33 protein-coding genes are annotated in these 25,418 nt (G+C 61.0%); 25 read left to right on the top strand and 8 right to left on the bottom strand.

All coding sequences use genetic code 11. From position 1 onward, the window contains the following. Nucleotides 1-16 precede the first annotated feature (16 nt). The 10 genes from rpsP (at nucleotide 17) to obgE (ending at nucleotide 6,183) form a co-directional block, all read left to right on the top strand. Entirely contained in the window at nucleotides 17-259 is a 243-nt protein-coding gene (rpsP, locus tag DBQ51_RS10210; protein WP_054327417.1) for a 30S ribosomal protein S16, read from the top strand. Nucleotides 260-273: 14 nt separating this feature from the next. Then, nucleotides 274-504, top strand: coding sequence for a KH domain-containing protein (locus DBQ51_RS10215; RefSeq protein WP_054327418.1), 231 nt, complete (start codon nucleotides 274-276; stop codon nucleotides 502-504). Between the two features lie 289 nt (nucleotides 505-793). Then, nucleotides 794-1,300: a ribosome maturation factor RimM gene (gene rimM, locus DBQ51_RS10220; RefSeq protein WP_054327419.1), complete on the top strand. Its 507-nt coding sequence runs from the start codon at nucleotides 794-796 to the stop codon at nucleotides 1,298-1,300. After that, entirely contained in the window at nucleotides 1,297-2,043 is a 747-nt protein-coding gene (gene trmD / locus DBQ51_RS10225) for a tRNA (guanosine(37)-N1)-methyltransferase TrmD (protein WP_054327420.1), read from the top strand. The genes rimM and trmD overlap by 4 nt, the downstream gene beginning before the upstream one ends. 109 nt (nucleotides 2,044-2,152) lie before the next feature. Then, entirely contained in the window at nucleotides 2,153-2,830 is a 678-nt protein-coding gene (gene rpiA, locus DBQ51_RS10230) for a ribose-5-phosphate isomerase RpiA (RefSeq protein ID WP_054327421.1), read from the top strand. A 38-nt stretch (nucleotides 2,831-2,868) separates the two neighbouring features. Next, nucleotides 2,869-3,456 (top strand): hypothetical protein, encoded by a 588-nt coding sequence (locus DBQ51_RS10235; RefSeq protein WP_054327422.1) that lies wholly within the window; start codon nucleotides 2,869-2,871, stop codon nucleotides 3,454-3,456. A 185-nt stretch (nucleotides 3,457-3,641) separates the two neighbouring features. Beyond that, nucleotides 3,642-3,953: a 50S ribosomal protein L21 gene (gene rplU / locus DBQ51_RS10240; protein ID WP_054327423.1), complete on the top strand. Its 312-nt coding sequence runs from the start codon at nucleotides 3,642-3,644 to the stop codon at nucleotides 3,951-3,953. 4 nt (nucleotides 3,954-3,957) lie between these two features. Beyond that, entirely contained in the window at nucleotides 3,958-4,296 is a 339-nt protein-coding gene (locus DBQ51_RS10245) for a ribosomal-processing cysteine protease Prp (protein WP_107631505.1), read from the top strand. After that, nucleotides 4,283-4,561 carry a 50S ribosomal protein L27 gene (gene rpmA, locus DBQ51_RS10250; protein WP_031476960.1) on the top strand — a complete coding sequence of 93 codons (279 nt, stop codon included), beginning with the start codon at nucleotides 4,283-4,285 and terminating at the stop codon, nucleotides 4,559-4,561. Before DBQ51_RS10245 ends, rpmA begins: the two co-directional genes overlap by 14 nt. Nucleotides 4,562-4,908: 347 nt before the next feature. Further along, nucleotides 4,909-6,183, top strand: coding sequence for a GTPase ObgE (gene obgE, locus DBQ51_RS10255; RefSeq protein WP_107631506.1), 1,275 nt, complete (start codon nucleotides 4,909-4,911; stop codon nucleotides 6,181-6,183). A 38-nt stretch (nucleotides 6,184-6,221) separates the two neighbouring features. Here the strand turns inward: obgE and DBQ51_RS10260 are convergent, their stop codons facing one another. The 6 genes from DBQ51_RS10260 to DBQ51_RS10285 form a co-directional block, all read right to left on the bottom strand. Further along, entirely contained in the window at nucleotides 6,222-6,803 is a 582-nt protein-coding gene (locus DBQ51_RS10260; protein ID WP_107631507.1) for a hypothetical protein, read from the bottom strand. Next, entirely contained in the window at nucleotides 6,800-7,285 is a 486-nt protein-coding gene (locus tag DBQ51_RS10265) for an RNA polymerase sigma factor (protein ID WP_107631508.1), read from the bottom strand. Before DBQ51_RS10265 ends, DBQ51_RS10260 begins: the two co-directional genes overlap by 4 nt. A 109-nt stretch (nucleotides 7,286-7,394) precedes the next feature. Beyond that, a complete protein-coding gene (locus DBQ51_RS10270) occupies nucleotides 7,395-7,781 on the bottom strand; it encodes a hypothetical protein (RefSeq protein WP_054327427.1) in 387 nt (128 codons plus the stop codon). Beyond that, a complete protein-coding gene (locus DBQ51_RS10275; RefSeq protein ID WP_107631509.1) occupies nucleotides 7,765-8,253 on the bottom strand; it encodes a sigma-70 family RNA polymerase sigma factor in 489 nt (162 codons plus the stop codon). The genes DBQ51_RS10270 and DBQ51_RS10275 overlap by 17 nt, the downstream gene beginning before the upstream one ends. A gap of 104 nt (nucleotides 8,254-8,357) precedes the next feature. Beyond that, on the bottom strand, nucleotides 8,358-9,101 hold the full coding sequence (locus DBQ51_RS10280; protein WP_107631510.1) for a DUF554 domain-containing protein: 744 nt from the start codon (nucleotides 9,099-9,101) through the stop codon (nucleotides 8,358-8,360). A 57-nt stretch (nucleotides 9,102-9,158) separates the two neighbouring features. Beyond that, on the bottom strand, nucleotides 9,159-10,355 hold the full coding sequence (locus DBQ51_RS10285; protein WP_159068151.1) for a tRNA(Met) cytidine acetate ligase: 1,197 nt from the start codon (nucleotides 10,353-10,355) through the stop codon (nucleotides 9,159-9,161). 156 nt (nucleotides 10,356-10,511) lie between these two features. On the opposite strand from DBQ51_RS10285, the gene DBQ51_RS10290 reads away from it, so the two are divergent. The 14 genes from DBQ51_RS10290 to DBQ51_RS10355 all read left to right on the top strand — a co-directional run bounded on the left by DBQ51_RS10290 (nucleotide 10,512) and on the right by DBQ51_RS10355 (nucleotide 23,734). After that, complete coding sequence (locus DBQ51_RS10290; protein ID WP_054327431.1) at nucleotides 10,512-11,720, top strand: acetate/propionate family kinase; 1,209 nt, start codon at nucleotides 10,512-10,514, stop codon at nucleotides 11,718-11,720. A gap of 63 nt (nucleotides 11,721-11,783) precedes the next feature. After that, complete coding sequence (locus tag DBQ51_RS10295) at nucleotides 11,784-12,683, top strand: type II CAAX endopeptidase family protein (RefSeq protein WP_107631512.1); 900 nt, start codon at nucleotides 11,784-11,786, stop codon at nucleotides 12,681-12,683. 10 nt (nucleotides 12,684-12,693) lie between these two features. Beyond that, nucleotides 12,694-13,491 carry a histidinol-phosphatase HisJ family protein gene (locus DBQ51_RS10300; RefSeq protein ID WP_054327433.1) on the top strand — a complete coding sequence of 266 codons (798 nt, stop codon included), beginning with the start codon at nucleotides 12,694-12,696 and terminating at the stop codon, nucleotides 13,489-13,491. Between the two features lie 23 nt (nucleotides 13,492-13,514). After that, nucleotides 13,515-14,414, top strand: coding sequence for a 4-(cytidine 5'-diphospho)-2-C-methyl-D-erythritol kinase (ispE, locus tag DBQ51_RS10305; RefSeq protein ID WP_107631513.1), 900 nt, complete (start codon nucleotides 13,515-13,517; stop codon nucleotides 14,412-14,414). A 55-nt stretch (nucleotides 14,415-14,469) separates the two neighbouring features. After that, on the top strand, nucleotides 14,470-14,688 hold the full coding sequence (locus tag DBQ51_RS10310; RefSeq protein WP_054327435.1) for a hypothetical protein: 219 nt from the start codon (nucleotides 14,470-14,472) through the stop codon (nucleotides 14,686-14,688). Between the two features lie 77 nt (nucleotides 14,689-14,765). Further along, nucleotides 14,766-15,278 (top strand): DUF4330 domain-containing protein, encoded by a 513-nt coding sequence (locus DBQ51_RS10315; protein ID WP_054327436.1) that lies wholly within the window; start codon nucleotides 14,766-14,768, stop codon nucleotides 15,276-15,278. 4 nt (nucleotides 15,279-15,282) lie between these two features. Further along, entirely contained in the window at nucleotides 15,283-16,887 is a 1,605-nt protein-coding gene (locus DBQ51_RS10320; RefSeq protein ID WP_107631514.1) for an O-antigen ligase family protein, read from the top strand. A gap of 266 nt (nucleotides 16,888-17,153) precedes the next feature. Continuing rightward, nucleotides 17,154-18,071, top strand: a complete 918-nt coding sequence (locus DBQ51_RS10325) for a substrate-binding domain-containing protein (protein ID WP_054327438.1) — start codon at nucleotides 17,154-17,156, stop codon at nucleotides 18,069-18,071. Between the two features lie 70 nt (nucleotides 18,072-18,141). Beyond that, entirely contained in the window at nucleotides 18,142-19,041 is a 900-nt protein-coding gene (gene pstC / locus DBQ51_RS10330; protein WP_054327439.1) for a phosphate ABC transporter permease subunit PstC, read from the top strand. After that, a complete protein-coding gene (gene pstA, locus DBQ51_RS10335) occupies nucleotides 19,038-19,916 on the top strand; it encodes a phosphate ABC transporter permease PstA (RefSeq protein WP_054327440.1) in 879 nt (292 codons plus the stop codon). The genes pstC and pstA overlap by 4 nt, the downstream gene beginning before the upstream one ends. 12 nt (nucleotides 19,917-19,928) lie before the next feature. After that, nucleotides 19,929-20,684 (top strand): phosphate ABC transporter ATP-binding protein PstB, encoded by a 756-nt coding sequence (pstB, locus tag DBQ51_RS10340; protein ID WP_107631515.1) that lies wholly within the window; start codon nucleotides 19,929-19,931, stop codon nucleotides 20,682-20,684. Then, nucleotides 20,684-21,331 (top strand): phosphate signaling complex protein PhoU, encoded by a 648-nt coding sequence (gene phoU / locus DBQ51_RS10345; protein ID WP_054327441.1) that lies wholly within the window; start codon nucleotides 20,684-20,686, stop codon nucleotides 21,329-21,331. Before pstB ends, phoU begins: the two co-directional genes overlap by 1 nt. A 64-nt stretch (nucleotides 21,332-21,395) precedes the next feature. Then, nucleotides 21,396-22,082 carry a response regulator transcription factor gene (locus tag DBQ51_RS10350; RefSeq protein WP_054327442.1) on the top strand — a complete coding sequence of 229 codons (687 nt, stop codon included), beginning with the start codon at nucleotides 21,396-21,398 and terminating at the stop codon, nucleotides 22,080-22,082. Beyond that, entirely contained in the window at nucleotides 22,079-23,734 is a 1,656-nt protein-coding gene (locus DBQ51_RS10355) for a sensor histidine kinase (protein WP_054327443.1), read from the top strand. Before DBQ51_RS10350 ends, DBQ51_RS10355 begins: the two co-directional genes overlap by 4 nt. Before the next feature lie 34 nt (nucleotides 23,735-23,768). Here the strand turns inward: DBQ51_RS10355 and DBQ51_RS10360 are convergent, their stop codons facing one another. Then, nucleotides 23,769-23,990: a helix-turn-helix domain-containing protein gene (locus DBQ51_RS10360; protein ID WP_082397158.1), complete on the bottom strand. Its 222-nt coding sequence runs from the start codon at nucleotides 23,988-23,990 to the stop codon at nucleotides 23,769-23,771. 107 nt (nucleotides 23,991-24,097) lie between these two features. On the opposite strand from DBQ51_RS10360, the gene DBQ51_RS10365 reads away from it, so the two are divergent. Continuing rightward, a complete protein-coding gene (locus tag DBQ51_RS10365; RefSeq protein WP_054327444.1) occupies nucleotides 24,098-24,292 on the top strand; it encodes a hypothetical protein in 195 nt (64 codons plus the stop codon). Here DBQ51_RS10365 and nspC read toward each other — a convergent pair. Then, the gene (nspC, locus tag DBQ51_RS10370) at nucleotides 24,287-25,417 is read right to left on the bottom strand and encodes a carboxynorspermidine decarboxylase (protein WP_054327445.1); all 1,131 of its coding nucleotides are present in this window, start codon (nucleotides 25,415-25,417) and stop codon (nucleotides 24,287-24,289) included. The two genes, DBQ51_RS10365 and nspC, sit on opposite strands and share 6 nt — an antisense overlap. Nucleotide 25,418: the final 1 nt, after the last annotated feature.

Genomic DNA, 25,418 nt, shown 5'->3' on the forward strand with positions numbered 1-25,418 from the left:
TTGAGGAGGTGAAACCATGGTAAAGATCAGACTTCGCCGCCTGGGCGCGAAGAAGGCCCCGTTCTACCGCATCGTTGTCGCTGATTCCCGTTACCCGCGTGACGGCCGATTCATCGAGGAGATCGGTACCTACAACCCCCTGACCGATCCGGCCACCGTCAATGTTGACGCGGATCGCGCGCAGGAGTGGATCAAGAAGGGCGCGCAGCCGACCGATACGGTTCGCGGCATCCTGAAGAAAGCCGGTGTGCTGAATTGAGTGAGGCTAACGAAATGAAAGAGTTATTGACCTATATTGTCAAAAATCTGGTTTCCGAGCCGGATGCGATTGCCATTACCGAGGAGATCGACGGTGATAACGTCACCTATTCCCTGCGCGTAGCGCCGGGGGATATGGGCCGCGTCATCGGCCGGCACGGCCGCATCGCAAAGGAAATCCGCACACTCATGAAAGCGGCAGGCAATCGTGAAAACAAACGCGTGACAGTCGATATCCTCGACTGACGGACTTCGTTTGAAACGGGCGCCGCCCGTTCCAAACGAGGCATGCCCTTGTCAGGCTGCGCCTGAAAGGGCTGCCGCGCCGAAGCTCTGTGAAAGTTTTGGTTTTCGCAGCGCTTCGTCTTGGTATCAAAAGCACGGGAAGCGCCCGCGCTTTTGCGGAAAACCGCAGACGCGGTTTTCTGTTTCATGCGCCTGACGGCGTTTTGAGCTGAAAATCGCCGCGGCGCGGCGATTTTTTGTTATGCGTGTGAGACGCGCGCGGCACACCACCACCAAAGAGGAGAACGTTATGCCGAAACAATTTTTAGAGGCTGGTAAGATCGTCGGCACGCATGGCGTGCGCGGCGACCTCAGGGTGCAGAGCTGGTGCGACAGCCCCGAGGTGCTTTGCGACTTTGACCTGCTGTATCTGGATGAAAACACGCCGGTAACCGTGGAAAAGGCGCAGGTACACAAAAACGTGGTGCTGATGCACCTGAAAGGCGTGGACACGGTTGAGGCGGCGGAAGCGCTGCGCGGGCGCGTGCTGCACCTGGACAGGAACGACGTGGAACTGCCGGATGACCTGGTGTTCATCCAGGATATTCTGGGCTTTCGCGTCCATGACCTGCGGACCGATCGTGCGGTCGGTCGTGTCCGCGATGTGCTGACCTCCAATCCGGCGCACGATATGTATGAGATACAGGGAGAGGATGGGCGGCTGGTCTATGTCCCCGCCGCAAAGCCCTTTTTGAAAGAGATCGATATGGAGGCCGGCGTGATCTACATTGAAAGCATCGAGGGTCTGCTCGAATGAAGATCGATATTATGACGCTGTTTCCGGAAATGGTCAATGCGGTCATGGGGGAGAGCATGATCGGCCGCGCGCAGGAAAAGGGCCTCGTGGAGATACGCGCGGTCAATATCCGCGATTATGCGACCGACAAGCACCATAAGGCGGACGACGCGCCCTATGGCGGCGGGCGCGGGCAGGTCATGCTGGCCGAGCCGCTTTACCTGTGCCATCAGGCGCTTTGCGCCGGGGAACGGGTGCATACGGTGTTCCTGTCCGCGCAGGGCAGGCCCTTCGATCAGGACAAAGCGCGTGAGCTGCTCGCGCGGGAGCATATCATCCTGGTATGCGGCCATTATGAGGGGGTAGACCAGCGCTTCATCGATGCGTGCGTGGACGAGGAAATCTCGATCGGCGACTTTGTGCTGACCGGCGGCGAGCTCCCCGCGATGGCGGTCGCGGACGCGGTGTGCCGCATGGTGCCGGGCGTGTTGCCGGACGAAGAGGCGTTTACCGCCGAAAGCCACTGGGACGGGCTGCTCGAACACCCGCAGTATACCCGACCGGAAAACTGGCGTGGCCGGCCGGTGCCGGAGGTGCTGCTGAGCGGACACCATGCAAATATCGCGCTGTGGCGGCGCGAAATGAGCCTGCGCCGCACCCGTGCCGACCGGCCCGACCTGTTCGCCCGCTTTGCGCCGCGGGACAAGCAGGACCGGCATCTCCTGGCGCGCCTCGAACAGCCGGAGGAAAACGGGGACCGTTAAGAGACGTCAATTTCCTCCGTCTGTGGGACGGAAAACATTGACCTTTCCCAGCAATCATCCTATAATAAAGATACCTGTATAGGTACCATTGCCAGGGGAGGAAAACAAAATGGATATGAAAAAAATGGCCGGCGACAAAGCGGCCGAATATGTCAAGGACGGCATGGTGGTCGGACTCGGCACCGGTTCCACCGCTTACCACATGGTAAACGCCATCGGTGAGCGCGTGAAAAACGGGCTGAAGATCCAGGCTATCCCGACCTCCAAGGCCACGGAGGCGCAGGCGCGCGAGCTGGGCATCCCGCTGCTCACGATCGACGAGGTCGACCACGTCGATCTGGATATCGATGGCGTGGATGAAATCGACCCGCAGTTCAACGCCATCAAGGGCGGCGGCGGCGCGCTCTACCGTGAAAAGGTCGTCGCGACGCTCGCCAAGGAAGTCATCTGGATCATGGACGAAAGCAAGCTGGTCGACCACATCGGCGCGTTCCACCTGCCGGTTGAGATCGCGCAGTACGGCTCCAAGCAGGCGATGGCCAGGATGGAGGAATACGGCTGGAAGCCGGTCCTCCGCGTGCGCGACGGAAAAACTTTCGTTACGGACAACGGCAATTACATCGCGGACCTGCATCTCGGCGCGGGTTTTGACATTGAGGACGTCAGGGAAAAGCTCGGCACGATTGTCGGCGTTCTGGAGCATGGCCTGTTCCTGAATATGTGCAAGCGGATGATCGTCGGCACCTCGTCCGAGGGCGTTCGGGTCATCGAGAACCCGTCCAAGTGACAGGATGCGCGCCGCGCGGAAAGAGTGAGGGATAGGGAATGAACCAGACCAGAAGACCGCACGCCAAACAGCCGAATTACCGGCTGTTGCTCTGCATAGGGCTGCTGGTGTGCCTGGTGCTCGATATATTGTTTTTCGTGCTGTTCCTGAGCCAGTGCAGTCGGGCCGGCGGGCTGGAGGACGAGGTCAAGAAGCTGACCGAGGCCAACCAGGCGCTCACCAGCCAGAACACCATGCTGCAGCAGCAGAGCGACGCGGCGCTGACCACGGCGGTCGCGGCGCTGCCCGACCCGACGACAGCGCAGACGACCAACCTGCCTGATTTGATCCCGCAGCTCACCGATGCCGTTTATGTGGTGCGCACAACGGGAGAAGGCTACCAGTACCTCAAGATCGCGGAAGGCGCGGTGCTGGATAAGCTGAACGCCTACCGCGACGATGCTTCCGGCTATACCGCCGCGGAGGGCGACGCGCCCACCTGCAGCTATTGGGTGCTGTTTTCCGACCGCGTGATCGGCCTGACCGATGGCGGCAACGGCTTTGTCAGCACCGACCGAACCGCAACCGGCAGCGCGACCACGGTCCCGTCCGGCTTCTACGATTTCGTGGTATCGTTGTTCGCATAAAAACGGACGTAAGGGTGCATTTTACCGAAAAAAGGATAAAACACAAGCGGGGGCGCTTGACAAGCGCCCCCGCTTGTGTTATGCTACTAAAAGCCGCATTGTGCATTGGCTTCTGTTAAGCGCGTCCCAAAACGGGCCGCCGCCGTGCCAAGCGTGACTCTACAACGAAAGAGAGGGAAAACCACATGTATGCCATTCTGAAAACTGGCGGCAAGCAGTACAAGGTATCTGAGGGCGACGTGATCTACGTCGAGAAGCTCGGCGTAGAGGACGGCGCGACCGTTACTTTTGACGAGGTTCTGGCCGTAGGCGAGGGCGATTCCATCACCGTCGGCGCTCCTTACGTTTCCGGCGCAGCCGTGACCGGCACGGTCGAAAAGACCGGCAAGGGCAAGAAGATCAACATCTTCAAGATGAAGCCCAAGAAGGGTTACCGCAAGCGTCAGGGCCATCGCCAGCCGTACACCAAGGTGACTATCGCGTCCATCAAGGCGTAAGGCGGTGACAAAGGTCACGTTTTCGTCGCAGGGGGGCAAGCTCCTTTCGGTGGACATCCTCGGCCACGCGGGCTACGCGGAGGAAGGGGAGGACATCGTTTGTGCGGCGGTATCCAGCGCGGTCATGCTGACCCATGCGCTGCTGCTTGACGTGCAGGGTATCCCGATCGACACACTGGTCGAGGATGACGGCGCCCATATCCGCATCACGCTGCCGCAGGGCAGCGGCCTGCTGCGGGGACAGGACGCGCTCAAGGCGCTCAAGCTGCATTTTACCGAGCTGGAGCAGAATTATTCCGATTTTTTGAACGTAATGGAGGTGTACGCAAATGCTGAAGATTAGCTTACAGTTTTTCGCGCATAAAAAGGGCGTAGGTTCGACCAAGAACGGCCGTGATTCCGAGGCCAAGCGCTTGGGCGTCAAGCGTGCGGACGGTCAGACCGTTCCGGCGGGCAACATCCTTGTCCGTCAGCGCGGCACGAAGATCCATCCGGGCCTGAACGTCGGCCGCGGCAAGGACGACACCCTGTTCGCCAAGGTTGAGGGCGTTGTTCGTTTCGAGCGCTTGGGTAAGGACCGCAAGCAGGTTTCCGTTTACCCGCAGTAAGAAAAAACGATGAAATCCCAGACGTTCGTCTGGGATTTTGTTATAATGCCCCATGAAGCGGACGGAGGACGCATGGACTGGCTGACAGAGGCGGAGCGCAAGCTCCGGCATGGGAACCGGATATTGTTTACGCGGGAAAGTCTGCTCTTGCAGGACCTGCGGCCGGCCTTCCTGTGTATGAGCTGACCGCGATCGTGCTGGAGCACGGGCCGGCACATTGCCGCGGGCCGGTGGGGCGCGGAAACAGGAATATATGGAACGGTTGCTGTATTGGCGGGACAATGCTTCGGGGCTAGCGGAGAAATGGGCGCCGTTCCTGTAAACAAAGAAGAAAGGAGGAGCTTCCCATGTTTATTGATATTGCAAAGATCAAAATTGTGTCCGGCAAGGGCGGGGACGGCAAGGTGGGATTCCATCGGGAAAAGTACGTCGCCTCCGGCGGACCGGACGGCGGAGACGGTGGACGCGGCGGTTCGGTCATTTTCCAGGTGGACGACAACCTCTCCACCCTGCTGGATTTCCGCTATAAAAAGAAATACGTTGCCGCGGCGGGAGAAAACGGCGGCAGCAAGCGCTGCAAGGGCAAGGACGGGGCGGATCTTGTCATCCGCGTGCCGCGCGGCACCATCATCCGCGACCAGAAGACCGGACAGGTGATCCGCGACCTGTCGGACGACGAGCCGTTCGTGGCGGCCAAGGGCGGCAACGGCGGCTGGGGCAACACGCATTTCGCAACCCCGACCCGACAGGCGCCGCGCTTTGCCAAGCCCGGACAACCGGGCGTGGAGCGGGACATCATCCTGGAGCTTAAGCTGCTGGCCGACGTGGGGCTGGTCGGCTTCCCGAACGTGGGCAAATCCACGCTGCTGAGCATGGTTTCGGCGGCGCGGCCCAAGATCGCCAATTACCATTTTACGACGCTGGTTCCCAACCTGGGCGTGGTCTCGGTGGGGGAGGAGCAGTCGTTTGTTATGGCGGATATCCCGGGCATTATCGAGGGCGCGAGCGAGGGCGCGGGACTGGGGCATGATTTCCTGCGCCATATCGACCGCTGCCGCCTGCTGCTGCATCTGGTGGACGCGGCGGGCAGCGAGGGGCGCGATCCGCTGGAGGATATCGAGAAGATCAACGCTGAGCTGGCCGGATACAGCGAATTCCTCGCCGCGCGGCCGCAGATCATTGTCGCCAACAAGGTGGACCTGCTGGGCGAAGACCGCGCGCCGGTCGAAGCGCTTAAAGCCTATGCGGACGAGCACGGCTTTCGGTTTGCCGAGCTGTCCGCGGCGACAAATCAGGGCGTAGCCGAGCTGATGCGCATGACGTGGAACGTGCTGCAGGAGCTGCCGCCGGTGTTCATCTACGAGCCGGAATTCGTCGAGGCTGTGGAGGATACAGGAGGAACGCGCGACTGGACGGTGGAAAAGGTGGAGGACTACTATGTTGTTTCGGGCGCATGGGTGGATAAGATAATGGGCTCGGTCAATGTAGACGACTACGAATCCCGCCAGTATATGGACCGCATGCTCAAAAGCGCGGGCGTATACGAAAAGCTGGAGGAAATGGGCGTGCAGGAGGGCGATTTTGTCGTCATCGGGGACCTGGAGTTCGAGTACGTCTATTGAGGAAAAACGGTGCAGGCATCCGTACCTGCACCGTTTTTTTATTCCACCGTATAGTCCTCGACCGTGCCGGAGATGGTCGCGCTTTGCTGCAAACCGTTCTCATCCGTGTAACGGAAGGTGTAGCCAGCGCCGATCCGGTCGGTCACGTCCAGCGGGATGCGCTCATTGACGAACAGCCATAGCCGTCCCTCCTCCACAGACAGCGCGTAGGGCATGCCGTCCAGACGAGTGACAGTGAAGCCCGCGTCCGTTTCGCCGCTCAGCAGGGCCTCGGTGGTCGCGGGCGGGGCGGTGATCACGGTGGGGGCTTCGCCCTCCGCGCCGCTGACCGTAATGGTCGCGGAACCGTCCGCATGCAGCACCATGCGCGCCTCGCTGGGGAGCGGCTGGCCGCTGATGGCCAGGGACGCGCCGGCCTGATCGTACAGCGGCGTGCGGAACAGCCGGCCGCTGGCCGCTCCCGCAGCCGCAACCATCAGCACGGCCGCGGCGCATACGGCAATCAGGCGGCGGGGGAGATGGCGCTTTCCCGCGCGGCGTTTCACGCGGGCCGCCTGCCGCAGCCGGACGGCCAACGCCTGCTTTTCGGTTTCGGTAAACATCATGGGGTTCTCGCTCATATGAAAGCTCCTTTCAGGTCGTTTTTCAGCATGCCGCGCGCCCGCTCCAGGCGTTTGCGCACTGCGTCGGGGGAGATACCGAGCAGACGGGCGGCTTCCTCGGCCGAGTAGCCCTCCCAGCAGCAGAGGGCGACGGCGTCTCGGTACCGGTGCGGCAGGGCGCGTATGGCTTCCAGTATGGCATGGTCCGAGGCTTCCGGTGCAGCGACCGTATGCGCCTGTTCCAGCAAGGCCCGCCGGCTGTGGTGCGGGGCGCGCAGCAGGTTTTTGCAGGCGTTGCCCGCCGCGCGGATCACCCAGGCCTTTTCGTGCTCCTCGCTGGTGAAGGTGCGCTGTGCGGCAAGCAGCTTGAGGAACAGCTCCTGGCAGATGTCCTGTGCGTCCGCCCTGCTGAGACCGTGCGACAGGCACAGGCGGAGAATCAGGTCGGCATAGGTGCGGACAAAGCGCTCCGCGTCCGCTTCATCGTTCCAATCGTACATGGGCTGTCAACTCCTTTCATACGGAATACACACTGGCAGGCGGCTTTGTGACAAAATCATGCTGCGGCAGTAACAAAAAGGAAGCCGGTTTCCCAGCTTCCTTTTCAGACTATTCTGCAGATCTGCTTCTGTTTTTTTCTGCCGCGGCGATTTCATCCTCTGTTGCGTCCTCGAAATACAGCTCTGCGTGATCGGTATCTTTGTTTCCCGTCACAGTATAGTAGGCGCCGTCCTCGACCTGAAATGTGATCGTGCCATCGTCGTTGTAGCTTACATTATCCACTCCACCAGGGATGGTAAAGCTGAGAATGTGCGCGAAAAAAGCGCCGTCTGTCGCGGCGTTGGCCGCGCTGGCCGCCGTTGCCATAAGCGCCGCTGCCGCCGCGCCGATCACCAGACTTTTGCGGATACGTCCTGTTTTCATCTGTCCAGCCTCCTGAAAAGCGTTGCCGGAGGCATGCAGATGGGAAAATGTCTGCTTATAAAGTTCCTTCATCACGAAAACCCTCCAGCGTTTGTTTGAGCTTCTGTCTCGCCCGCAGCAGGCGGGTCTGCACGGCGCTTTCCCGCAGGCCGAGGATCTGCGCGACCTCGCGCACCGAATATTCCTCGTAGTAATACAGGTGGATGGGGACGCGGTATTTCTGCGGCAGCGCCATGACCGCCAGGAAAAGCGAGGACTGCTCCGGCGTTTCAAAGCCGAGCGTCTCCGCGTAGTCCTCGATCGGCGCGGTATACCGCCGCCAGGGGGATACCAGGTAGCGCTTGCATTCGTTCACGGTCACGCGGATCAGCCAGTTGCGGATGTGCTGCTCATTTTCAAAGGGCTTTTCCGCGTGGTAGCATTTGATCAGCGCGATCTGCGCCATGTCGTCCGCGTCAGCCGCGCTTTTGGTATACTGGAATGCAATTGCGAACAGACGGTCCCTGTACCGCTTTGCGATGTCCTCAAACTGTGCCTCGTCCAAGCTGCAACCTCCCTGCTGCAAGATTTGAAAGGCCTTTCATAGATAATACCCTTGGACGGGGGCGGATATCACAAAAATTTTTCCCGCGCGGGCTGGGCGCATGTCTACAGCGTACCCAGCGCGGGGAAGAAACGGGAAAGCAGGAAAAACACGGCCGGCAGGAAGATGGCGGGCAGCAGGTTGCCGACCTTGACCTTTTTATCGAACATCAGGTTGAAGCCAATGGCAAAGATAAGCACCGAACCGATGCAGGACATCTGGCTGATGAGCGCGTCGGTCAGCCAGGGGCGGATGAAACGGGCGAGCAGGGTGATGCCGCCCTCGTATACCAGCAGCGGCAGCACGGACAGGTAAACGCCTTTGCCAAGCGAGGCCGCGAATACGATGGCGGCCACGCCGTCCAGCACGGCCTTGGCGATTAGGATGGAGGGGTCGCCGTTCAGCCCGTCCTCCAGCGCGCCGACAATCGCCATTGCGCCCACGCAGAACAGCAGGGAGGAGGCGACAAAGCCCTCGACGAACTTTCCGTCCTCGCCGCCCGCGAAGCGGGCCTGGCACCAGGCGCCAAAGCCGTTGAGCCGCGTTTCGATATCGAGCGCCTCGCCGATCAGTGCGCCCAGCACCATGCTCAGCACCAGCAGCATGGTGTGCTGGGTAGCGATCGAACCGTCCGCAATGGTCAGCAGGCCGCTCACCGCGCCGCCGATGCCGATGAAAAACGTACACAGGCCGAGCGCCTGCATGATAGTGGTTTCAAACCGGCGTGGCAGGCCGCCCTTGAGGAAAACGCCGAGGGAGGAGCCGGCGGCGATAGCGATACAGTTGATAATGGTACCCAGCCCGATCATAACCTAAAACCTCTTTTGCTTTACTAAACTAAATTGTAAAGCATACGCGGGATAAAGTCAATGCCCGCTGTCGTGCGATGGCGGCGGGCTGAGGATAAACGGCGTCCTGCGGTAATGGGAGCCGCCCGCGCGCAGGGCGGGGGAAGGGCAGGCGAGGGCGTACAGGTCGTCCGCGAAGCAGTCGAGCGTCAGCGCGGGCTGCAGCGCCGCGGGCAGGCGCTTTTCCGAAACCGGCCGGATGATGACCGGCGGGCGGTCAGGCAGGCCGCGGAGCAGCCCGCGGCCCTTCGGTCCGAGGGCGAGGACGCGCAGGTACTGCGGCCGGACGGGCGCGTCCGCGGGCAGCCCGATCGCCGTGCGCAGCAGGGCGCGCCGCACCCTGGCGGCGGGGAAGCGGCGCGTGCGGGCCTGTTCGACCGCGTCGGTGAACGAAACCGCCGCATAGACCGCCCTTTGCAGGCGCTCATCAAAGCCGTCGTCCGCCCCAGTGGACAGCCGCCCTGAGAACAGCGCCGCGCGCAGCAGGGCGAGTAGCATATCCTCCGGCAGATTGACCGGCGCAGCGCCGGCCCGTACCGCACGCTGCCATATCGCCAGCGTGTCCAACGGCAGATAGGGCGCGCAGCGGGCGGTTTCGCCCGCGCGGAGCTGCGCACGCAGCAGGCTGGCGGAAGCGAAGCCCGCGCAGGGCGCGTCCGCATCGTGCGCCGCGCCGCGCCGCGCCACCGCGAGCGGGCGCATGCCATAGGGAAGCATGGCACGGCAGTATTCGATCGCGAGCGTATTGTTGGGCGTATCCAGCAGGGCAGCGGCCCGCTCATCCAGCCGGCGCAGCTCGTCCTGCCGCCGCGCCGCGTAAGACAGCGGGGAAGCGCCGCCGCCCGTGGGAGGGAGCGCGTCGAGTGCCCGCGCCGCCCGCTCGATCAGTGCGGTATCCGGCGTTTCCGCGCCGAACGACACCACGTTGCAGCCAAGCGCCCGCAGTACGCCGATGGCGCCGCGCGCAAAGCCCTCTGCCGAGGAGAGCGCCGCTGCGAGGGGAAGCTCAACCACCAGGTCCGCTCCGCCGCGCACCGCCATCTCGGCACGCGCGTATTTGTCCAGCACGGCGAAGTCCCCACGCTGGACGAAGTTGCCGCTCATCGCGCACACGATGGCCGCCTCCCCGCCGAGCGCGCGTTGCGTTTGGGCGATATGGTGCGCGTGGCCGGTGTGGAACGGGTTGTATTCCGCGACGATGCCGCAAACAGTCATAGAAATCTCCTGAAAATAATACAAAGTTTGGTACATCCTGTGCAAATTATGGCTTGTACAATTGTAAGAAATCGTGTAGAATAGGCTTGTAGAATCATTATATCGATTAATGCGGGTTTGTGCAAGCCGCTAAAAAACTTAAGGGAGTAATGGCAAATGAAAGTTCTGGTCATCAACGCCGGCAGTTCCTCGCTGAAGTATCAGTTGCTCGACACTGCGCAGAACGCGGTCATGGCAAAGGGCCTTTGCGAGCGCATCGGTATCGACGGTGTGCTGACGCATACGGGAAATAAATCCGAGGAGAAATACCGCATCGAAACGCCGATGGCGACCCATTCCGAGGCGATCAAGGCGGTCATCGATATTCTGCTCGATTCGGAAAAGGGCGTGATCGCCTCGATGAGCGAGATCGACGCGGTCGGTCACCGCGTGGTGCATGGCGGCGAGTTCTTCTCGGACAGCGTGATTATCACGGAAAAGGTACTCAAGGCGATTGAGGACTGCGTGCCGCTCGCGCCGCTCCACAACCCGCCCAACCTGATCGGCATTCAGGCATGCCGCGAGGTCATGGGGCCGGATGTGCCGATGGTCGCCGTGTTCGACACCGCGTTCCATCAGACCATGCCGCAGTCGCATTACATGTATGCGATCCCCTATGAATATTATGAGAAGTATAAGATCCGCCGCTACGGCTTCCACGGCACGAGCCACAAGTACGTTTCCCAGCAGGCTGCGGAAATGCTCGGACGCCCGATGGAGGAGCTGCGCCTGATCACCTGCCACCTGGGCAACGGTTCGTCGATCTGCGCGATCAACCGCGGCAAGAGCTACGATACCTCGATGGGCTTCACGCCGCTGGACGGCCTGCCGATGGGTACCCGTGCAGGCAACATCGACCCCGCAATCATCGAGTTTCTGTCCGAGCATGAAAAGCTGTCCGCGCATGAGGTCATCAACATCCTGAACAAAAAGTCCGGTATGCTGGGCATTTCGGGCGTATCGTCCGACTTCCGCGATCTGGACGCGGCGGTAGAGGAGGGCAATTCCCGCGCGGCGCTGGCCAAGGATATGTTCAACCTTTCGGTCAAGAAGATCATCGGCTCCTATATTGCGGAAATGGGCGGCGTGGACGCGATCATCTTCACCGCGGGCGTGGGCGAAAACGACCGCTCGGTCCGCTGGGACGTGTGCGAGCACATGGAGTACCTCGGCATCAAGATCGATCCGGAGAAGAACAAATACCGCGGCCGCCAGATGGATATTTCCATCGATTGGGCGCGCGTGCGCGTGCTGGTCATCCCCACCAACGAGGAACTCATGATCGCAAAGGACACCGAGCGGCTGGTAAACGAAGCGAACCACTAAGATCGGCATAAAACAGGGCGGGGCGATGGCTTTGCCCTGTTTTTTTGCCATGAGGGAGGGCATATGGAGCAAAATCAGGAAAAAAAGCACTGTGCGCGGCTCGGCTGGGCGCTGCTGGCGGTCGTGGTCTGGGCGGCCGTGTGGCAGTTCGCGCTGGCGTTTGCCGACCAGGCGCTCGCCTGGGGGCTTGGTGTCGTGATGCCTTACGGGCTGTACTACCTGCTCGCGCTGGTGGGGCATTATCTCGTGTCCCTGCCCGCGGCGTTCGCGCTTTGCCGCAGCGTACCCCGCACGCCGCTGGCACCCGTGCCCGTCGGCGCGCGCCGGATGGGACGGTGGTTCGTGATCGGCGCGGCGCTGATGTGGCTCTGCTCGCTGCTGGGTTCGTCGCTCAACGACCTGGCCTACCGGCTGTCCGGCCGCGCGCCGGTCGATCTGGTGAGCGAGGCATTCAGCCTGTACCCGACCACGGTCGTGCTGGTGGGGGCGTGTCTGATCGGCCCAGTGTGCGAGGAGCTGCTGTTCCGCGGTCTGCTGGCGGGGCGGCTCGCGCGGTACGGCGAGAAGCCGGCCGCATTTGTGTCCGCGCTGCTGTTCGGGCTGTACCATGCCAATCTGGGGCAGTTCTTTTATGCGTTTGCGCTTGGCCTGCTGCTCGCTTATGCGTATTTCCGGTCCGGACGGCTGAGGGTACCGGTTGCGCTGCACATGCTGTTCAACCTGTATGGTTCGGGCGTCCCGTTGCTGCTACCGGACAGCCTGGGACTGCTGGTGCTGTACGGCCTGAGCTGGCTGGTGCTGACAATCGCCGGCGTCATTCTGCTGGCGCGCGGCTGGAAACGGCAGGCATGGGCGCACGGCCCCTGCGCGCCCTCGATGCGCGCGGTGTTTGGGAACGCCGGCATGACGCTGGCAATCGTCGCGTGCTTTGTCCAGCTCGCGCTGAATTTTGTCTTGGTATAGGAGGAAAACCATGCGTGTAGATTTGCATATGCACACGGAGTACTCGGTGGACGCGGCGCAGGCACAAACGCCGCTGCAGAAGGCGCAGGCCTGTCTGGACGCGGGGCTGGAGATCATCGGCATCACGGACCACCTGGAATATTACCACCGCCGCGGCCCGTCGGAAAACCGCGATGTGGAGGCCTGCCTGCGCGACATTCGGGCGGCAAAGCAGACATTTGCAGGCAAGCTCGAGGTGCTGGTCGGCATCGAAGTCGGGCAGATCTATGCGGATCCCTCGGCGGACGCGTTCCTCCGATCGCACGCGCTCGACATGGTGATCGGCTCGCTACACGTCATGCCGAACGATCTGGATATTTATTTCCATGATTTTGCGCGCATGGACTGCGATGCGTTCCTCAAGGATTATTTCAGCGAGCTGCTCAGGGTGTCCGAGCATGGCGGGTTTGATGTGCTGGCGCATATCGATTATCCGCTGCGCGTCATGCGCCATGGGGAGTATATCCCCTCGTTCGATCAGTACATGGATCGGGTGGAGGATGTTCTGCGCTCCTGCATCTCGCATGGCTATGCGTTCGAGCTGAACGCGGCGGGGCTGGGGAGCTGGCAGAAAAAGGTCGGCCCGCCGCAGAACATCCTGTATGAATACCGGCGGCTGGGCGGCGAACGCATCTCGATCGGCTCGGACTCGCATACGCTGGACACGGTCGGGCGCGGCGTTGCCGACTGCGTGCGGAACGCGCGTGACGCAGGCTTTACCTCCGTGACCGTGTTTCGGGGGCGCAGGCCCGAACAGGTGCAACTATAATATGACATAAGCTGGGAGAAAACATGCTTTTTGGAAAAAAACAAGAGATCACAAACACGGAAACCACGGTATACGCGCGGGCCAAGATCAACCTGGCGCTGGACGTGACCGGTAAACGGGAGGACGGCTACCATACGGTCAAAATGGTGATGCAGTCGGTCGCCCTGCACGACGAGGTGCGGGTCACGGTGACGCACGGGGAAAAAAAGCCGCGCGGCATCGTGGTGCGCTGCAACCTGCCCTACCTGCCGGTGGACGAGCGCAACCTGGCGTATCGGGCGGCGGAGCTGTTCTACGAATCGACCGGTATCCTGCTGGAGACCTGCGAAATCCACATTGAAAAGCGCATTCCGGTGGCGGCGGGGCTGGCCGGCGGCTCGGCCGACGCGGCGGCTGTGCTGCGCGCGCTCGCTTCGCTGCACGCGGCGGGGCTGACCGACGAAGAGCTGTGCGCGATGGGGCTGAAGCTGGGCGCGGACGTGCCGTTCTGCCTGCGCGGCGGCACTATGCTGGCCGAGGGCATTGGGGAGGAGCTGAGCGCGCTTCCGGACATGCCCCATTGCTGGGTTGTGCTGTGCAAGCCGCCGTTCGCGGTTTCTACCAAAGAGGTGTATCAGGCGATCGATGCGGTTGATATCCGGCAGCGGCCGGATACGGCGGGCATGCTCAAGGCGCTGGACAGGGGCGACTTTGCCGGCGTGTGCAGGCGGCTGTCCAACGTGATGGAACTGGTCACAGCGGCAAAACGCCGCCAGATCGGTGAAATCAAGGAGTTCCTTGCGGAAAATGGGGCGAACGGGACGCTGATGAGCGGCTCCGGTCCGACGGTTTACGGGCTGTTTTCCGACGAGGGGCGCGCAAAAACCGCTGCGAAGATGCTCGGCCGGCGCTTTGCGGATACATTTTTGACCGAGACGGTATAACCACGCCGCCTGCCGGACATACTGGGAACACCAGATGACGGGAGGCGGTTTTATTATGAAAAAACAGGGCAGGGAAACGCTGGCGGCGCTGCTGGCCGCGGCCTGCGTGCTGTTTTCCGGCGCATTCTGGCCGGATGCGCCGCGCGGGGCCTGGTGGTGTACGGCGTTTTCGATCGCGGGCAGCGAAACCGTCGCCCGGCAGGAGGACGGGGACGACGGCGCGCTCGAATTCCGCTGGGGGGTCGTGGACTGGCTGCGGGCGCTGCTGGGATAAAGTGCTTGTCCGCCCCGTGCCGCTGTGGTATAATGATGCAGTAAATTGTATCGAAAACATACCAACGGAGGAAACATATGAAGCTGATTAACGAAAAAGGGAAGCTGTTTGGCGTGATCAACGTCGTTGACCTGCTGGTTCTGCTGGCAGTGATCGCCGTGGCAGCGGGCGTGGGCTACAAGCTGTTTGCACCGCAGATCGCGGAAGCGGCGGCGAAGCAGGTCGATATGACCATGATCGTGCGTGTGCGCGGCGCGACGCCGTTCCTTGTTGAGGAGGTTGAGCGTAACAGCCAGGTCGGCAAGCAGATTGTCAGCGGCAATTCGTACACCAGCGCGGTCATCACGGATATGCAGATCGAGCCGTACGACCAGCAGGTGACCACGGCAGACGGCCGCATTGTCACCACGCGCGATCCGGATAAGCGCGATCTGGTGTTCACGATCGAGACGACCGTACCCGAGGGGACCGCCTCCCCGTCGATTGGCACGCAGGAGGTGCGCGCGGGCCGCACCTTTATCGTAAAGACCAACGATTTTGAGACGACCGGCAACATCGACTCGGTCGATATCGCGGCGGACGCGGAATAAGCCTATGAAAGCGATTTTACAAAACAGTCTGCTGGCGCGGGCGCTGCTCCGCCTGCGCGAATGGTACCATGAGGGTGCGATCGCGGGCTTTTTCGGGAAGATCCGCGCGGCGTACCCGAATTCGCGCTTCCGGCGGATGTGGGAAGGCTTTTGCAGCGCGCCAAGCTGTACGGCGGCGAACAGCGGCTATGCGCGTCTGCTCGCGGCGCTGCGGCGCGTGGTCGAGCGTCTGGGCGACGCGGCCGCGCAAAGCCTGGTCTACCGGCTGTGCCTTGCGGTCTGGAATCCGATCGCGCGGGCGGCTTCGGGCGGCGTTGTGGGAAAAGCGTTTCGCTTTGTCGGCATGCGCGGCCTGCTGCTGATTTGCCTGGCGCTGTATCTGCCAATCGACTATTTCCTGCGGTCGGTGCTGCTGGGCTATATCAATATCCCGCTGCTCGCTTCGATTTGGGACGAATGTCTGATGCTCGCGGCGGCAGGCTATCTGCTGTGGCACACGGCGATGCGCCGCGCGCCGCTTGCCTCGCGCGCCACGCCAGTGGACGCCTACCTGCTGCTGTTTATCGGCGTGGGCTTTTTCCTGATGTGCGCGGTGTCGCCCTATCCCTCGATCGCGCTGGACGGATACCGTGCGGTCGTGCAATACCTGTTCTGGTTCTTTCTGGTTACGCGCCTGATTGAAGACGACCGCGACTTCGCGCTTTTTTACGGCGCGCTGGTGGCGATGGCGGTCGTGATCGCGCTGCACGGCATCTACCAGTATATCGTTGCCGCACCGATACCGGCGTCCTGGGTGTCGCAGACCGAAGAGGGTGTGCGCACGCGCGTCTATTCGATCACGGGCAGCCCGAACATCATGGGCAGTCTGTTGGTGCTGTTCGCGCCGCTGGTGGCGGGCATCGCCTATTACAGCAAAAAGCCATGGGTCAAGGCGCTGGCAATCAGCACGACCGGCATGATGTGCCTGTCCATCATCTTCACCTTTTCCAAGGGCGCGTGGGGCGGCCTTGCGGTGGCGGTGCTCGTATTCGCGGTATTTCTGGACCGCCGCCTGATCGCGCTGATGGGCGTAGCGGGTGCAGGTGCGCTGCTTGCGATCCCCTCTATTGCCAGCCGCATCACCTATCTGTTTACTGCGGATTATATGGAGGCCAGCCAGCGCGCGGGTCGTATGGTGCGCTGGGAGACCGGACTCGACCTGCTGCAGGAATCCAACCCGCTGCTGGGCTTTGGCCTGGGACGGTTTGGCGGCGCGGTTGCGATGCAGAACAAGATCATTGAGGAATCGGACACGTTCTCTTACTTCTATATGGACAACTATTACCTCAAAACGCTGGTTGAAATGGGGTATCTGGGGCTGATCTTCTTTATTATCCTGCTGATCGGTATGATTCTGTGGAGCCTGCGCGCGATCGGCCGCACAAAGTTCAATGAAACCGACCGGACGCGGGTGCTGGTGGTATCCATGTTCGCAGGCATGTGCGGGGTTCTGACGCACTGTTATTTTGAAAATATTTTTGAGGTGCCGTACATGATGGCCTATTTCTGGTCGCTGGCGGCGGCGATCCTGTACCTGGGATATTTCCGGAGGAAACGGGTCGGGACGTGACAAACAGCGGACCGCTTTTCGGCGGTCCGCTGTTTTATTGAGGAAAAGGGAAAATATATCCACAGTGCAAAATATAGCGGCGTGCGGGTGGAAACAAGTGAAAAGGACGGCGAAACAGGCGTTTCACCGTCCTTTTTTGCACACTTTACACAAGGATTTTCACTTTACGCGGATTTTACAAACCTTGTCTTTTGGATTTAACATAACTTTTTTAATATGGTCTTGTACCAAAAACCAGAACAAAAACAAAAGGAGAAATAGCAGTTATGAAAAAGAGTATATCCCTGTTGCTCGTCGGCCTGATGCTGTGCGGCGCTCTGGCAGGCTGCGGTGGCAGCAACGATTCCTACGGCGCGGACGGCGCGGCCCAGGCGGACAACGGCGGCGAGGCGTCCGGCGTATCCGGCGCGATCACCGTGATTTCCCGCGAGGATGGCTCTGGCACGCGCGGCGCGTTCGTTGAGCTGACCGGCGTGGAGGAAAAGAATGATGCCGGCGAGAAGGTCGATAACACAACCGCCGAGGCGGAGATCGCCAACAAGACCGACGTTGTACTGACGAGCGTTGCCGGCAACGAGAGTGCGATCGGCTATGTTTCGCTCGGTGCGCTGAACGAAACCGTTAAGGCGGTTCAGGTGGACGGCGTGGAAGCCACGGTGGAAAACGTCAAGAGCGGCGATTACACCCTGTCCCGTCCGTTCAACATCGCAACCAAGGGCGAGCCGACCGGCGTTGCCAAGGATTTTATCAACTTCATCATGAGTGCGGAGGGCCAGGCCATCGTTGAGGAAGAGGGCTACATTAAGATCGACGACGCGGCCGCGGCGTTCACTTCGGACGGTTCCTCCGGCCAGATCGCGGTCGGCGGCTCGTCCTCGGTTTCTCCGGTCATGGAAAAGCTGATCGAAGCGTATAAGGCGCTCAACCCGAACGCGCAGATCGAGCTGCAGACCTCGGACTCCACCTCCGGCATGACCGGCGCGATTGACGGCACGTTTGCCATCGGCATGGCGTCCCGCGAGCTGAAGGACGAGGAGACTGCGGAACTGACTGGCACGGCAATCGCGCTGGACGGTATCGCCGTGGTGGTAAATCCGGCGAATACGGTGGAAGACCTGACCATGGATCAGATCAAGGGCATTTACACCGGCGAGATCACCGACTGGTCCGAAGTCGCGGCGTAAAAGATAACCAAACAAGGGAAAACAGGGCGAAATCCGTTTCGCCCTTTCCCACTGTCTATGGGGTGAAAACATGAACGAATCTGCAATCCGCCGGAAGGGCGGCGCGAACCTGCGCGAAACAGTGATGCACGGCGTGTTCTTCCTCTGCGCGCTGGCCTCCATCCTGGCAGTCGCCCTGATCTGTATATTCCTGTTTGCCAACGGCATTCCGGCCATCAAGGAGATTGGCCTGCTGGACTTCCTGACAGGGACGACCTGGAAGCCGGGCAACGATATTTACGGAATCCTGCCGATGATTGTCGGCAGCATTTACATCACGGCGGGCGCGATCATCATTGGCGTGCCGATCGGCCTGCTGACCGCTATTTTCATGGCGTTCTACTGCCCGAAGCGCATCTACGGTATCCTCAAGCCCTGCACCGAGCTGCTGGCCGGCATCCCCTCCATCGTATATGGCTTTTTCGGCATGGTGGTCATCGTGCCGACTGTGCTGGAGGTGGCGAAGCTGTTCGGCTCGAAGATCTCCTCCGGCTCGACCATCCTGTCGGCGTCCATCCTGCTCGGCATCATGATCCTGCCCACCATCATCGGCGTGTCCGAGGCCGCGCTGCGCGCGGTACCCAGCTCGTATTACGAGGGCGCGGTCGCCATGGGCGCGCGGCATGAGCGGGCGGTATTCTCGGTCATGCTGCCAGCGGCAAAATCCGGCGTGCTGGCCGGTATTGTGCTGGGCGTCGGCCGCGCGATCGGCGAAACCATGGCGGTTATCATGGTGGCGGGCAATCAGCCGCGTCTGACCGGCGATTTCCTCAAGGGCATCCGCACGATGACCGCGAATATCGTCATGGAAATGGGCTACGCGAGCGGCCTGCACCGCGAGGCGCTGATTGCGACCGGCGTTGTGCTGTTCGTGTTTATCCTGCTGATTAATCTGGCGTTCTCTGTACTGAAAAGGAGGAAGGACACATGACTACCGTGAAAACGGCCGCCAAGCCGGCCGTAAAGAGCAAGCCGCAGCCGGAGCGTGTGTATGGCAGGGGCAGGGCAGCGGTGCAGAAAGGGCTGGTATACGGCGCGGCGGTGATTACGTTCGCCATGCTGCTGTTCCTGATCGCCTATATCCTGTGGAGGGGCATCCCGAACCTCAAGCCCTCCCTGTTCGCATGGACCTATAATTCGGACAACGTTTCCATGGTGCCGGCCATGATTACAACGGTGGAGATCACGCTGCTCGCGCTGCTGATCGCAGTGCCGTTCGGCCTGTTTACGGCGATTTACCTAAACGAATACGCAAAGCGCGGCAACAAACTGGTAAACGTCATCCGCATCACGACCGAAACGCTTTCCGGCATCCCGTCCATCGTGTACGGCCTGTTTGGCATGCTGTTTTTCGTCACTTACCTGCACTGGGGCTACTCGCTGCTCGCGGGCGCGATGACGCTGGCCATCATGATCCTGCCGCTCATTATGCGCACCGCGGAGGAAGCGCTGATGGCCGTACCGGATTCCTTCCGCGAAGGTTCGTTCGGCCTGGGCGCCGGACGGCTGCGCACAGTGTTCCGCATCGTGCTGCCGAGCGCCATGCCCGGCATCCTGTCGGGCGTTATCCTGGGGATCGGCCGCATCGTGGGCGAAACGGCGGCGCTCATTTTCACCGCGGGTACGATGGCGCAGATCCCCGGCCTGCTGCAGTCCGGACGCACGCTTGCAATCCATATGTACGTCCTATCGGGCGAGGGACTGCACATGAACGAGGCCTATGCGACCGCGGTCGTGCTGCTGGTGGTTGTGCTGCTGATGAACAGCCTGTCCGCGCTGGTAGCAAAAAAGCTGACCAAGAAGTAATCGGAGGATAGCATGAGCGAAAATAAAATTGAAATACGCGGCATGAATCTGCATTACGGCGATTTCCATGCGCTGCATGATATTGACCTGGACATCAAGTCCAATGAGATCACGGCGTTTATCGGCCCGTCCGGCTGCGGCAAATCGACGCTGCTCCGCTCGCTTAACCGGATGAACGATCTGGTCGAGGGCTGCAGGATCACAGGCGATATCCGCCTGGACGGGGAGGACATTTATCACGACTGCGATGTGAACCTGCTGCGTAAGCGCGTGGGCATGGTGTTCCAGAAACCCAACCCGTTCCCCATGTCCATTTACGACAACATCGCCTACGGCCCGCGCACGCATGGCGTCAAAAGCCGCGTGCAGCTGGACGAGATCGTGGAGCGCTCGCTGCGCGGCGCCGCGATCTGGGAGGAGACAAAGGACTGCCTGAAGAAATCCGCGCTGTCCATGTCGGGTGGCCAGCAACAGCGCATCTGTATTGCACGCGCGCTCGCGGCGGAGCCGGAGGTGCTGCTCATGGACGAGCCGACCTCCGCTCTCGATCCGATCTCCACCTCCAAGATCGAGGACCTTGTATTGGAACTGAAAAAGGATTATACTATCGTTATGGTGACGCATAATATGCAGCAGGCCACCCGCGTATCGGATACGACCGCGTTTTTCCTGCTCGGCGAGATCGTCGAGGTCGGAGACACGGAGCAGCTTTTCTCCATGCCTAAGGACAAGCGCACCGAGGACTACATTACGGGGAGGTTCGGCTGATGAGAAACCGTTTCGACACACAGCTCGTCGAACTGAACAACGAGCTGATCGCCATGGGGGCACTGTGCGAGAACACGATTGCCAGCGCGGTCAAGTCGCTGCTGACGGGCGACGCCAAGCTCGCCGCCTCCGCCATCCGCATTGACCAGGAGATCGACCGCAAGGAGCGCGAGATTGAATCCATGTGCCTCAAGCTCCTGTTGCAGCAGCAGCCGGTGGCAAGCGACCTGCGCCTGATCTCCGCGGTACTGAAAATGATCACGGATATCGAGCGCATCGGCGACCAGGCGAGCGATATCGCCGAAATCGTCACCTACCTGTCCGGTGCGTGCAGCCATAACGAGCATATCGAGCAGATGGCGCAGGCCACCATCAAAATGGTGACGGACAGCCTGGATGCGTTCGTGCGCCGCGACCTGACGCTGGCGTGGAGCGTGATAGAATACGACGACGTGGTTGACGACCTGTTCGCACAGTGCAAGCAGGACCTGATCGCGGATATTGCCAAAAATCCGGAGGAGGGCGAGCGCGTGCTCGATATCCTGATGATCGCCAAGTATCTGGAGCGTATCGGCGACCACGCGACCAATATCGCCGAGTGGGTGGAATTCTCCATCACCGGCGCGCACAAGTCCGCGCACGACTGAGGTCTGCCGGCGCAAGAATCTGTTGGAAATGCGGCCGCGGGCGCGGCCGACAAGGAGGAAACGCATGATTTACTGCGTGGAGGACGACGCCGGCATACGGGAGCTGGTCGTCTATACGCTGCAGAATACGGGGCTGGAGGCGCGGGGCTTCGCCGATGGCGAAGCCCTGTTCGCCGCTTTGCGGGAGCAGAAGCCCGACCTGCTGCTGCTCGACATCATGCTGCCCGGCGAGGACGGCATCTCCATCCTGCGCCGCCTGCGGGCGGTGCGGGAAACCGCAAAGCTTCCCGTAATCCTGCTTACGGCGAAAAATACCGAATACGATAAGGTGGTTGGCCTGGACAGCGGCGCGGACGACTACGTCGCCAAGCCCTTCGGCATGATGGAGCTGGTCGCGCGCATCCGCGCAGTGCTGCGCCGCACCCAGGACAGCCCGCCCGGCGAGGGCGGCGGCCGTCCGCTGGTGGCGGGGAGCATTTGCGTGGACGAGCGGGCGCACAGCGTCCATGTAGGCGCGGACGAGGTGCAGCTTACGCTGAAGGAATACCAGCTCCTCTGCCTGCTGATGAAAAACCAGGGCGCGGTGCTGACGCGCGACGTGCTGCTGGAAAACATCTGGGGATACGGGAATGAGAGCGAGACGCGCACGGTAGACGTGCATATCCGAACGCTGCGGCAGAAGCTGGGCGCGGGCGGCGCGCTGATCGAAACCGTGCGCGGCGTGGGCTACCGGATGGGGGAAACCCGATGAGAAAGCGCGTCTTTGGAAGCATTTTTCTGACCGCGCTGGTCACGCTGCTGCTGACCGCGTCGCTGCTGCTGGCGGCGGTGCATTCCGGCCTGTCGGGTAACGCGCGCGAGCGGCTCGCGGGCGAGTGCGGCTACATCGCGCGCATTGCCGAGCGCGGGGACCGCGCCGCGCTGGAGGAGATCGGCCAAAGCTATACCGACCGCATCACGCTGGTCAGCGCGGACGGCGCGGTGCTTTATGATAACCAGGGCGACGAGGACAGCATGGAGAACCATCGGGAGCGGCCGGAGATCGAACAGGCCCTGCGGGACGGCGTCGGGGCGTCCAGCCGCCTGTCGGACACGCTCTCCCAACAGACCTATTATTACGCGCAGCGCCTGCAGGACGGCACGGTGCTGCGCGTGGCCTCGACTGCGGACAGCGCGTTCGGCGCGCTGTCCGCGGCGTCGCCGTGGATCGTGCTGATCGTGCTGCTGGCGCTGCTGGTGGCGGCGTTGCTCGCAAGCTGGCTGACTCATGTGTTCCTCGCGCCGATCGTGGCGCTCGACCTGCACGACCCGCTCAAGAACGACGCATACGACGAGCTTTCCCCCCTGCTGCAGCGCATGGCCAAGCAGAACCGCAGGATAGAAGCGCAGATGTCCGAACTCAAGCGCCGGCAGGCCGAATTTGACGACGTTACGGCGCGCATGGACGAGGGGCTGGTGCTGTTTTCCGCGATGGGCGACATCCTGTTCGCAAACCGCGCGGTGCGCGCCCTGTTTCCCAAGGACAGCGCCTCCGGCGGCTATCTGACACTGTGCCGCGATCCGGAATACGTCCGTGTGGTTGAGGAAGCGCTCGGCGGCGAGAGCGCGCACGGGCGGATGGAAAAGGACGGCCGCGTGTACTCGCTGACCGCCAGCTCGGTCGCAGGGGAGGGGCAGAGCCATGCGGCGGTGCTGTTCGTGGTGGACAGCACCGAGCGCGACCAGGCTGAGCGCCAGCGGCAGGAATTCACCGCCAACGTGTCGCATGAGCTGAAAACCCCGCTGACCAGCATCATGGGCTATGCGGAGATCATGGAGAACGGCATCGTCAAGCCGGAGGATGTCGCGCCCTTTGCGGGCAAGATACGCGCCGAGGCGGTGCGCCTGCTGACGCTGATCGAGGATATTATCCGCCTGTCCCAGCTTGACGAGGGCGGCGCGCCGGCCCCGTTTGAGCCGGTGGAGCTGCTGGCGCTCTGCGGCACGGTGCGCGACCGGCTGCAGCACAAGGCGGCGGCGCACAAGGTTACGCTGGCCGTGACGGGGAAGCCGGTCACGGCGCAGGCGCAGCGCCGCACGCTCGAACAGATGGTATTCAACCTTGCGGACAACGCGGTTGCGTATAACAGGGCGGGCGGCAGCGTGACGATAGAAGCCGGAGCGGAGGGCGGCGCGCCCTTTATTCGGGTGTCGGATACCGGCATTGGCATTGCGCCCGCGGACCAGGCGCGGGTGTTTGAGCGGTTTTACCGCGTGGACAAGAGCCACAGCAAGATGACCGGCGGCACCGGCCTGGGGCTGTCGATCGTCAAGCACGGCGCGGCGCTGCACCATGCGAAAATTGAACTGCAGAGCGCGCTGGGTGTGGGGACAACCATCACCCTGCGTTTCCCGAAAGCATAAAAAAAGAGCTGCCATGCGGCAGCTCTTTTTTTGGTTATTCAGGAGGGAGCGGCTCGGAATAATCAGTTAAACCGAGCAGGTATTCCAGATTGACATGGTAAAACCGCGATAATTTGATTAGGATAGGAAGCGGAATTTTTCTTACATCATTTTCATAATTGCTGTAAGTGTTTTGCGATATATTTAAATATGTTGCAATTTCGTCTTGCGTGAGGCTACGGATTTTTCGCAATTCTTTAATTCGGTAAAAATACATTTAGAAACTTCTTTCATATGTAATTTATCTCGTGATGAGATATTGACATTTATCTCAATATGAGATAAAATTATATCAGATTCCAAAACAAGAGGGGGTGCCGCAATTTGGAAGCTCCACGGACACCCGATATCTTTTCGTCCTATTCGGAAAAGCAGCGGCAGGAATCCATATACCGGACCATCTATATCAGAAAAGAATATGCCGCCCAAATTGAAAAGCTCGCGGTACGGCACGGCATTAGCTGGAACCGCGCCGCCGTCCTGATCCTGCAAAGCTATCTGGACGGTATAGCCTTATGACAGGCGCCCCTTGAAATCCTCATAATCAAACATCCGTATTACCTCGTCCGTGCCGTCCGCGCGGCGCATGGCGATCAGCGGCAGCGGCACACCGTTGAAAGTGTTGGTTTTGACCATCGTGTACAGCGCCATATCCTCAAATACCACTTGGTCGCCCGGGCGCAGCGTGTTATCGAACGAGTATTCGCCGATCACATCGCCCGCCAGACAGGAACGGCCGGTGAGCAGATAGGTGAACGCCTTTTTGCCCGGCTCGCCCGAACGCCATACCGGCGGGCGGTAGGGCATTTCCAGCACATCCGGCATGTGGCAGGCCGCGGAGGTATCCAGTATTGCGATTTCGGCATGGTTGTGCATGACCTCAAGCACGGTTGAGATCAGCCAGCCCGCATTCAGCACCACCGCTTCGCCCGGCTCCAGATAAATCTGCACGCCGTATTTTTCGCGCAGGCGGTTGACGCACTGGACGAGCGTTTCCACGTCGTAATCGTCGCGCGTAATATGGTGGCCGCCACCGAGGTTGAGCCACTTCATGCCCTCCATGTATTTCCCGAAGCGTTCCTCGAACGCATCAACCGTGCGGACGAGGTCGTCCGCGTTCTGCTCACACAGGGTGTGGAAGTGGAAGCCCTCGATGCCGTCCAGCAGCTCGGGCTGGAAGTTTTCCAGCGTGACGCCGAGCCGCGAGGTCGGGCCGCAGGGGTCGTACATCGCGTGCGCCGCGGGCTGGGTCGAGCATTCGGGGTTGAGCCGCAGGCCGCAGCTTTTGCCCGCCGCGCGCGCTAAATTGCCGTAAGCCTTCCACTGGTGGAAGGAGTTGAACACAATATGGTCGGCGTACTGCAAAAGCTCCTGAAATTCGCCCTCCGCGTAGGCGGGGGAGTAGACGTGCGTTTCGCCGCCGAATTCCTCCCTGCCGAGGCGGGCTTCAAACAGGCCGGAGGCGGTCGTACCCGCGAGATACTCGCGCAGCAGCGGGTACGCCGAAAACATGGAAAATGCCTTCTGCGCGAGCAGGATCTTCGCGCCCGTGCGGTCGGCCACGTCGCGCAGCACGGCAAGGTTCTGCACGAGCCGGTTTTCATCCACAAGGAAGCAGGGCGTGGGCAGTTCAGTAAATCTCATG

This window comes from Agathobaculum massiliense, assembly GCF_900291975.1.
GTDB classification, from domain to species: Bacteria; Bacillota; Clostridia; order Oscillospirales; family Butyricicoccaceae; genus Agathobaculum; species Agathobaculum ammoniilyticum.

Bases quoted from the DNA above. Each gene is read 5' to 3' on its own strand.
- rpsP (WP_054327417.1), top strand. From the start codon at position 17: ATGGTAAAGATCAGACTTCGCCGCCTGGGCGCGAAGAAGGCCCCGTTC.
- DBQ51_RS10215 (WP_054327418.1), top strand. From the start codon at position 274: ATGAAAGAGTTATTGACCTATATTGTCAAAAATCTGGTTTCCGAGCCG.
- rimM (WP_054327419.1), top strand. From the start codon at position 794: ATGCCGAAACAATTTTTAGAGGCTGGTAAGATCGTCGGCACGCATGGC.
- trmD (WP_054327420.1), top strand. From the start codon at position 1,297: ATGAAGATCGATATTATGACGCTGTTTCCGGAAATGGTCAATGCGGTC.
- rpiA (WP_054327421.1), top strand. From the start codon at position 2,153: ATGGATATGAAAAAAATGGCCGGCGACAAAGCGGCCGAATATGTCAAG.
- DBQ51_RS10235 (WP_054327422.1), top strand. From the start codon at position 2,869: ATGAACCAGACCAGAAGACCGCACGCCAAACAGCCGAATTACCGGCTG.
- rplU (WP_054327423.1), top strand. From the start codon at position 3,642: ATGTATGCCATTCTGAAAACTGGCGGCAAGCAGTACAAGGTATCTGAG.
- rpmA (WP_031476960.1), top strand. From the start codon at position 4,283: ATGCTGAAGATTAGCTTACAGTTTTTCGCGCATAAAAAGGGCGTAGGT.
- obgE (WP_107631506.1), top strand. From the start codon at position 4,909: ATGTTTATTGATATTGCAAAGATCAAAATTGTGTCCGGCAAGGGCGGG.
- DBQ51_RS10260 (WP_107631507.1), bottom strand. From the start codon at position 6,803: ATGAGCGAGAACCCCATGATGTTTACCGAAACCGAAAAGCAGGCGTTG.
- DBQ51_RS10265 (WP_107631508.1), bottom strand. From the start codon at position 7,285: ATGTACGATTGGAACGATGAAGCGGACGCGGAGCGCTTTGTCCGCACC.
- DBQ51_RS10270 (WP_054327427.1), bottom strand. From the start codon at position 7,781: ATGAAGGAACTTTATAAGCAGACATTTTCCCATCTGCATGCCTCCGGC.
- DBQ51_RS10280 (WP_107631510.1), bottom strand. From the start codon at position 9,101: ATGATCGGGCTGGGTACCATTATCAACTGTATCGCTATCGCCGCCGGC.
- DBQ51_RS10285 (WP_159068151.1), bottom strand. From the start codon at position 10,355: ATGACTGTTTGCGGCATCGTCGCGGAATACAACCCGTTCCACACCGGC.
- DBQ51_RS10290 (WP_054327431.1), top strand. From the start codon at position 10,512: ATGAAAGTTCTGGTCATCAACGCCGGCAGTTCCTCGCTGAAGTATCAG.
- DBQ51_RS10295 (WP_107631512.1), top strand. From the start codon at position 11,784: ATGGAGCAAAATCAGGAAAAAAAGCACTGTGCGCGGCTCGGCTGGGCG.
- DBQ51_RS10300 (WP_054327433.1), top strand. From the start codon at position 12,694: ATGCGTGTAGATTTGCATATGCACACGGAGTACTCGGTGGACGCGGCG.
- ispE (WP_107631513.1), top strand. From the start codon at position 13,515: ATGCTTTTTGGAAAAAAACAAGAGATCACAAACACGGAAACCACGGTA.
- DBQ51_RS10310 (WP_054327435.1), top strand. From the start codon at position 14,470: ATGAAAAAACAGGGCAGGGAAACGCTGGCGGCGCTGCTGGCCGCGGCC.
- DBQ51_RS10315 (WP_054327436.1), top strand. From the start codon at position 14,766: ATGAAGCTGATTAACGAAAAAGGGAAGCTGTTTGGCGTGATCAACGTC.
- DBQ51_RS10320 (WP_107631514.1), top strand. From the start codon at position 15,283: ATGAAAGCGATTTTACAAAACAGTCTGCTGGCGCGGGCGCTGCTCCGC.
- DBQ51_RS10325 (WP_054327438.1), top strand. From the start codon at position 17,154: ATGAAAAAGAGTATATCCCTGTTGCTCGTCGGCCTGATGCTGTGCGGC.
- pstC (WP_054327439.1), top strand. From the start codon at position 18,142: ATGAACGAATCTGCAATCCGCCGGAAGGGCGGCGCGAACCTGCGCGAA.
- pstA (WP_054327440.1), top strand. From the start codon at position 19,038: ATGACTACCGTGAAAACGGCCGCCAAGCCGGCCGTAAAGAGCAAGCCG.
- pstB (WP_107631515.1), top strand. From the start codon at position 19,929: ATGAGCGAAAATAAAATTGAAATACGCGGCATGAATCTGCATTACGGC.
- phoU (WP_054327441.1), top strand. From the start codon at position 20,684: ATGAGAAACCGTTTCGACACACAGCTCGTCGAACTGAACAACGAGCTG.
- DBQ51_RS10350 (WP_054327442.1), top strand. From the start codon at position 21,396: ATGATTTACTGCGTGGAGGACGACGCCGGCATACGGGAGCTGGTCGTC.
- DBQ51_RS10355 (WP_054327443.1), top strand. From the start codon at position 22,079: ATGAGAAAGCGCGTCTTTGGAAGCATTTTTCTGACCGCGCTGGTCACG.
- DBQ51_RS10360 (WP_082397158.1), bottom strand. From the start codon at position 23,990: ATGTATTTTTACCGAATTAAAGAATTGCGAAAAATCCGTAGCCTCACG.
- nspC (WP_054327445.1), bottom strand. From the start codon at position 25,417: ATGAGATTTACTGAACTGCCCACGCCCTGCTTCCTTGTGGATGAAAAC.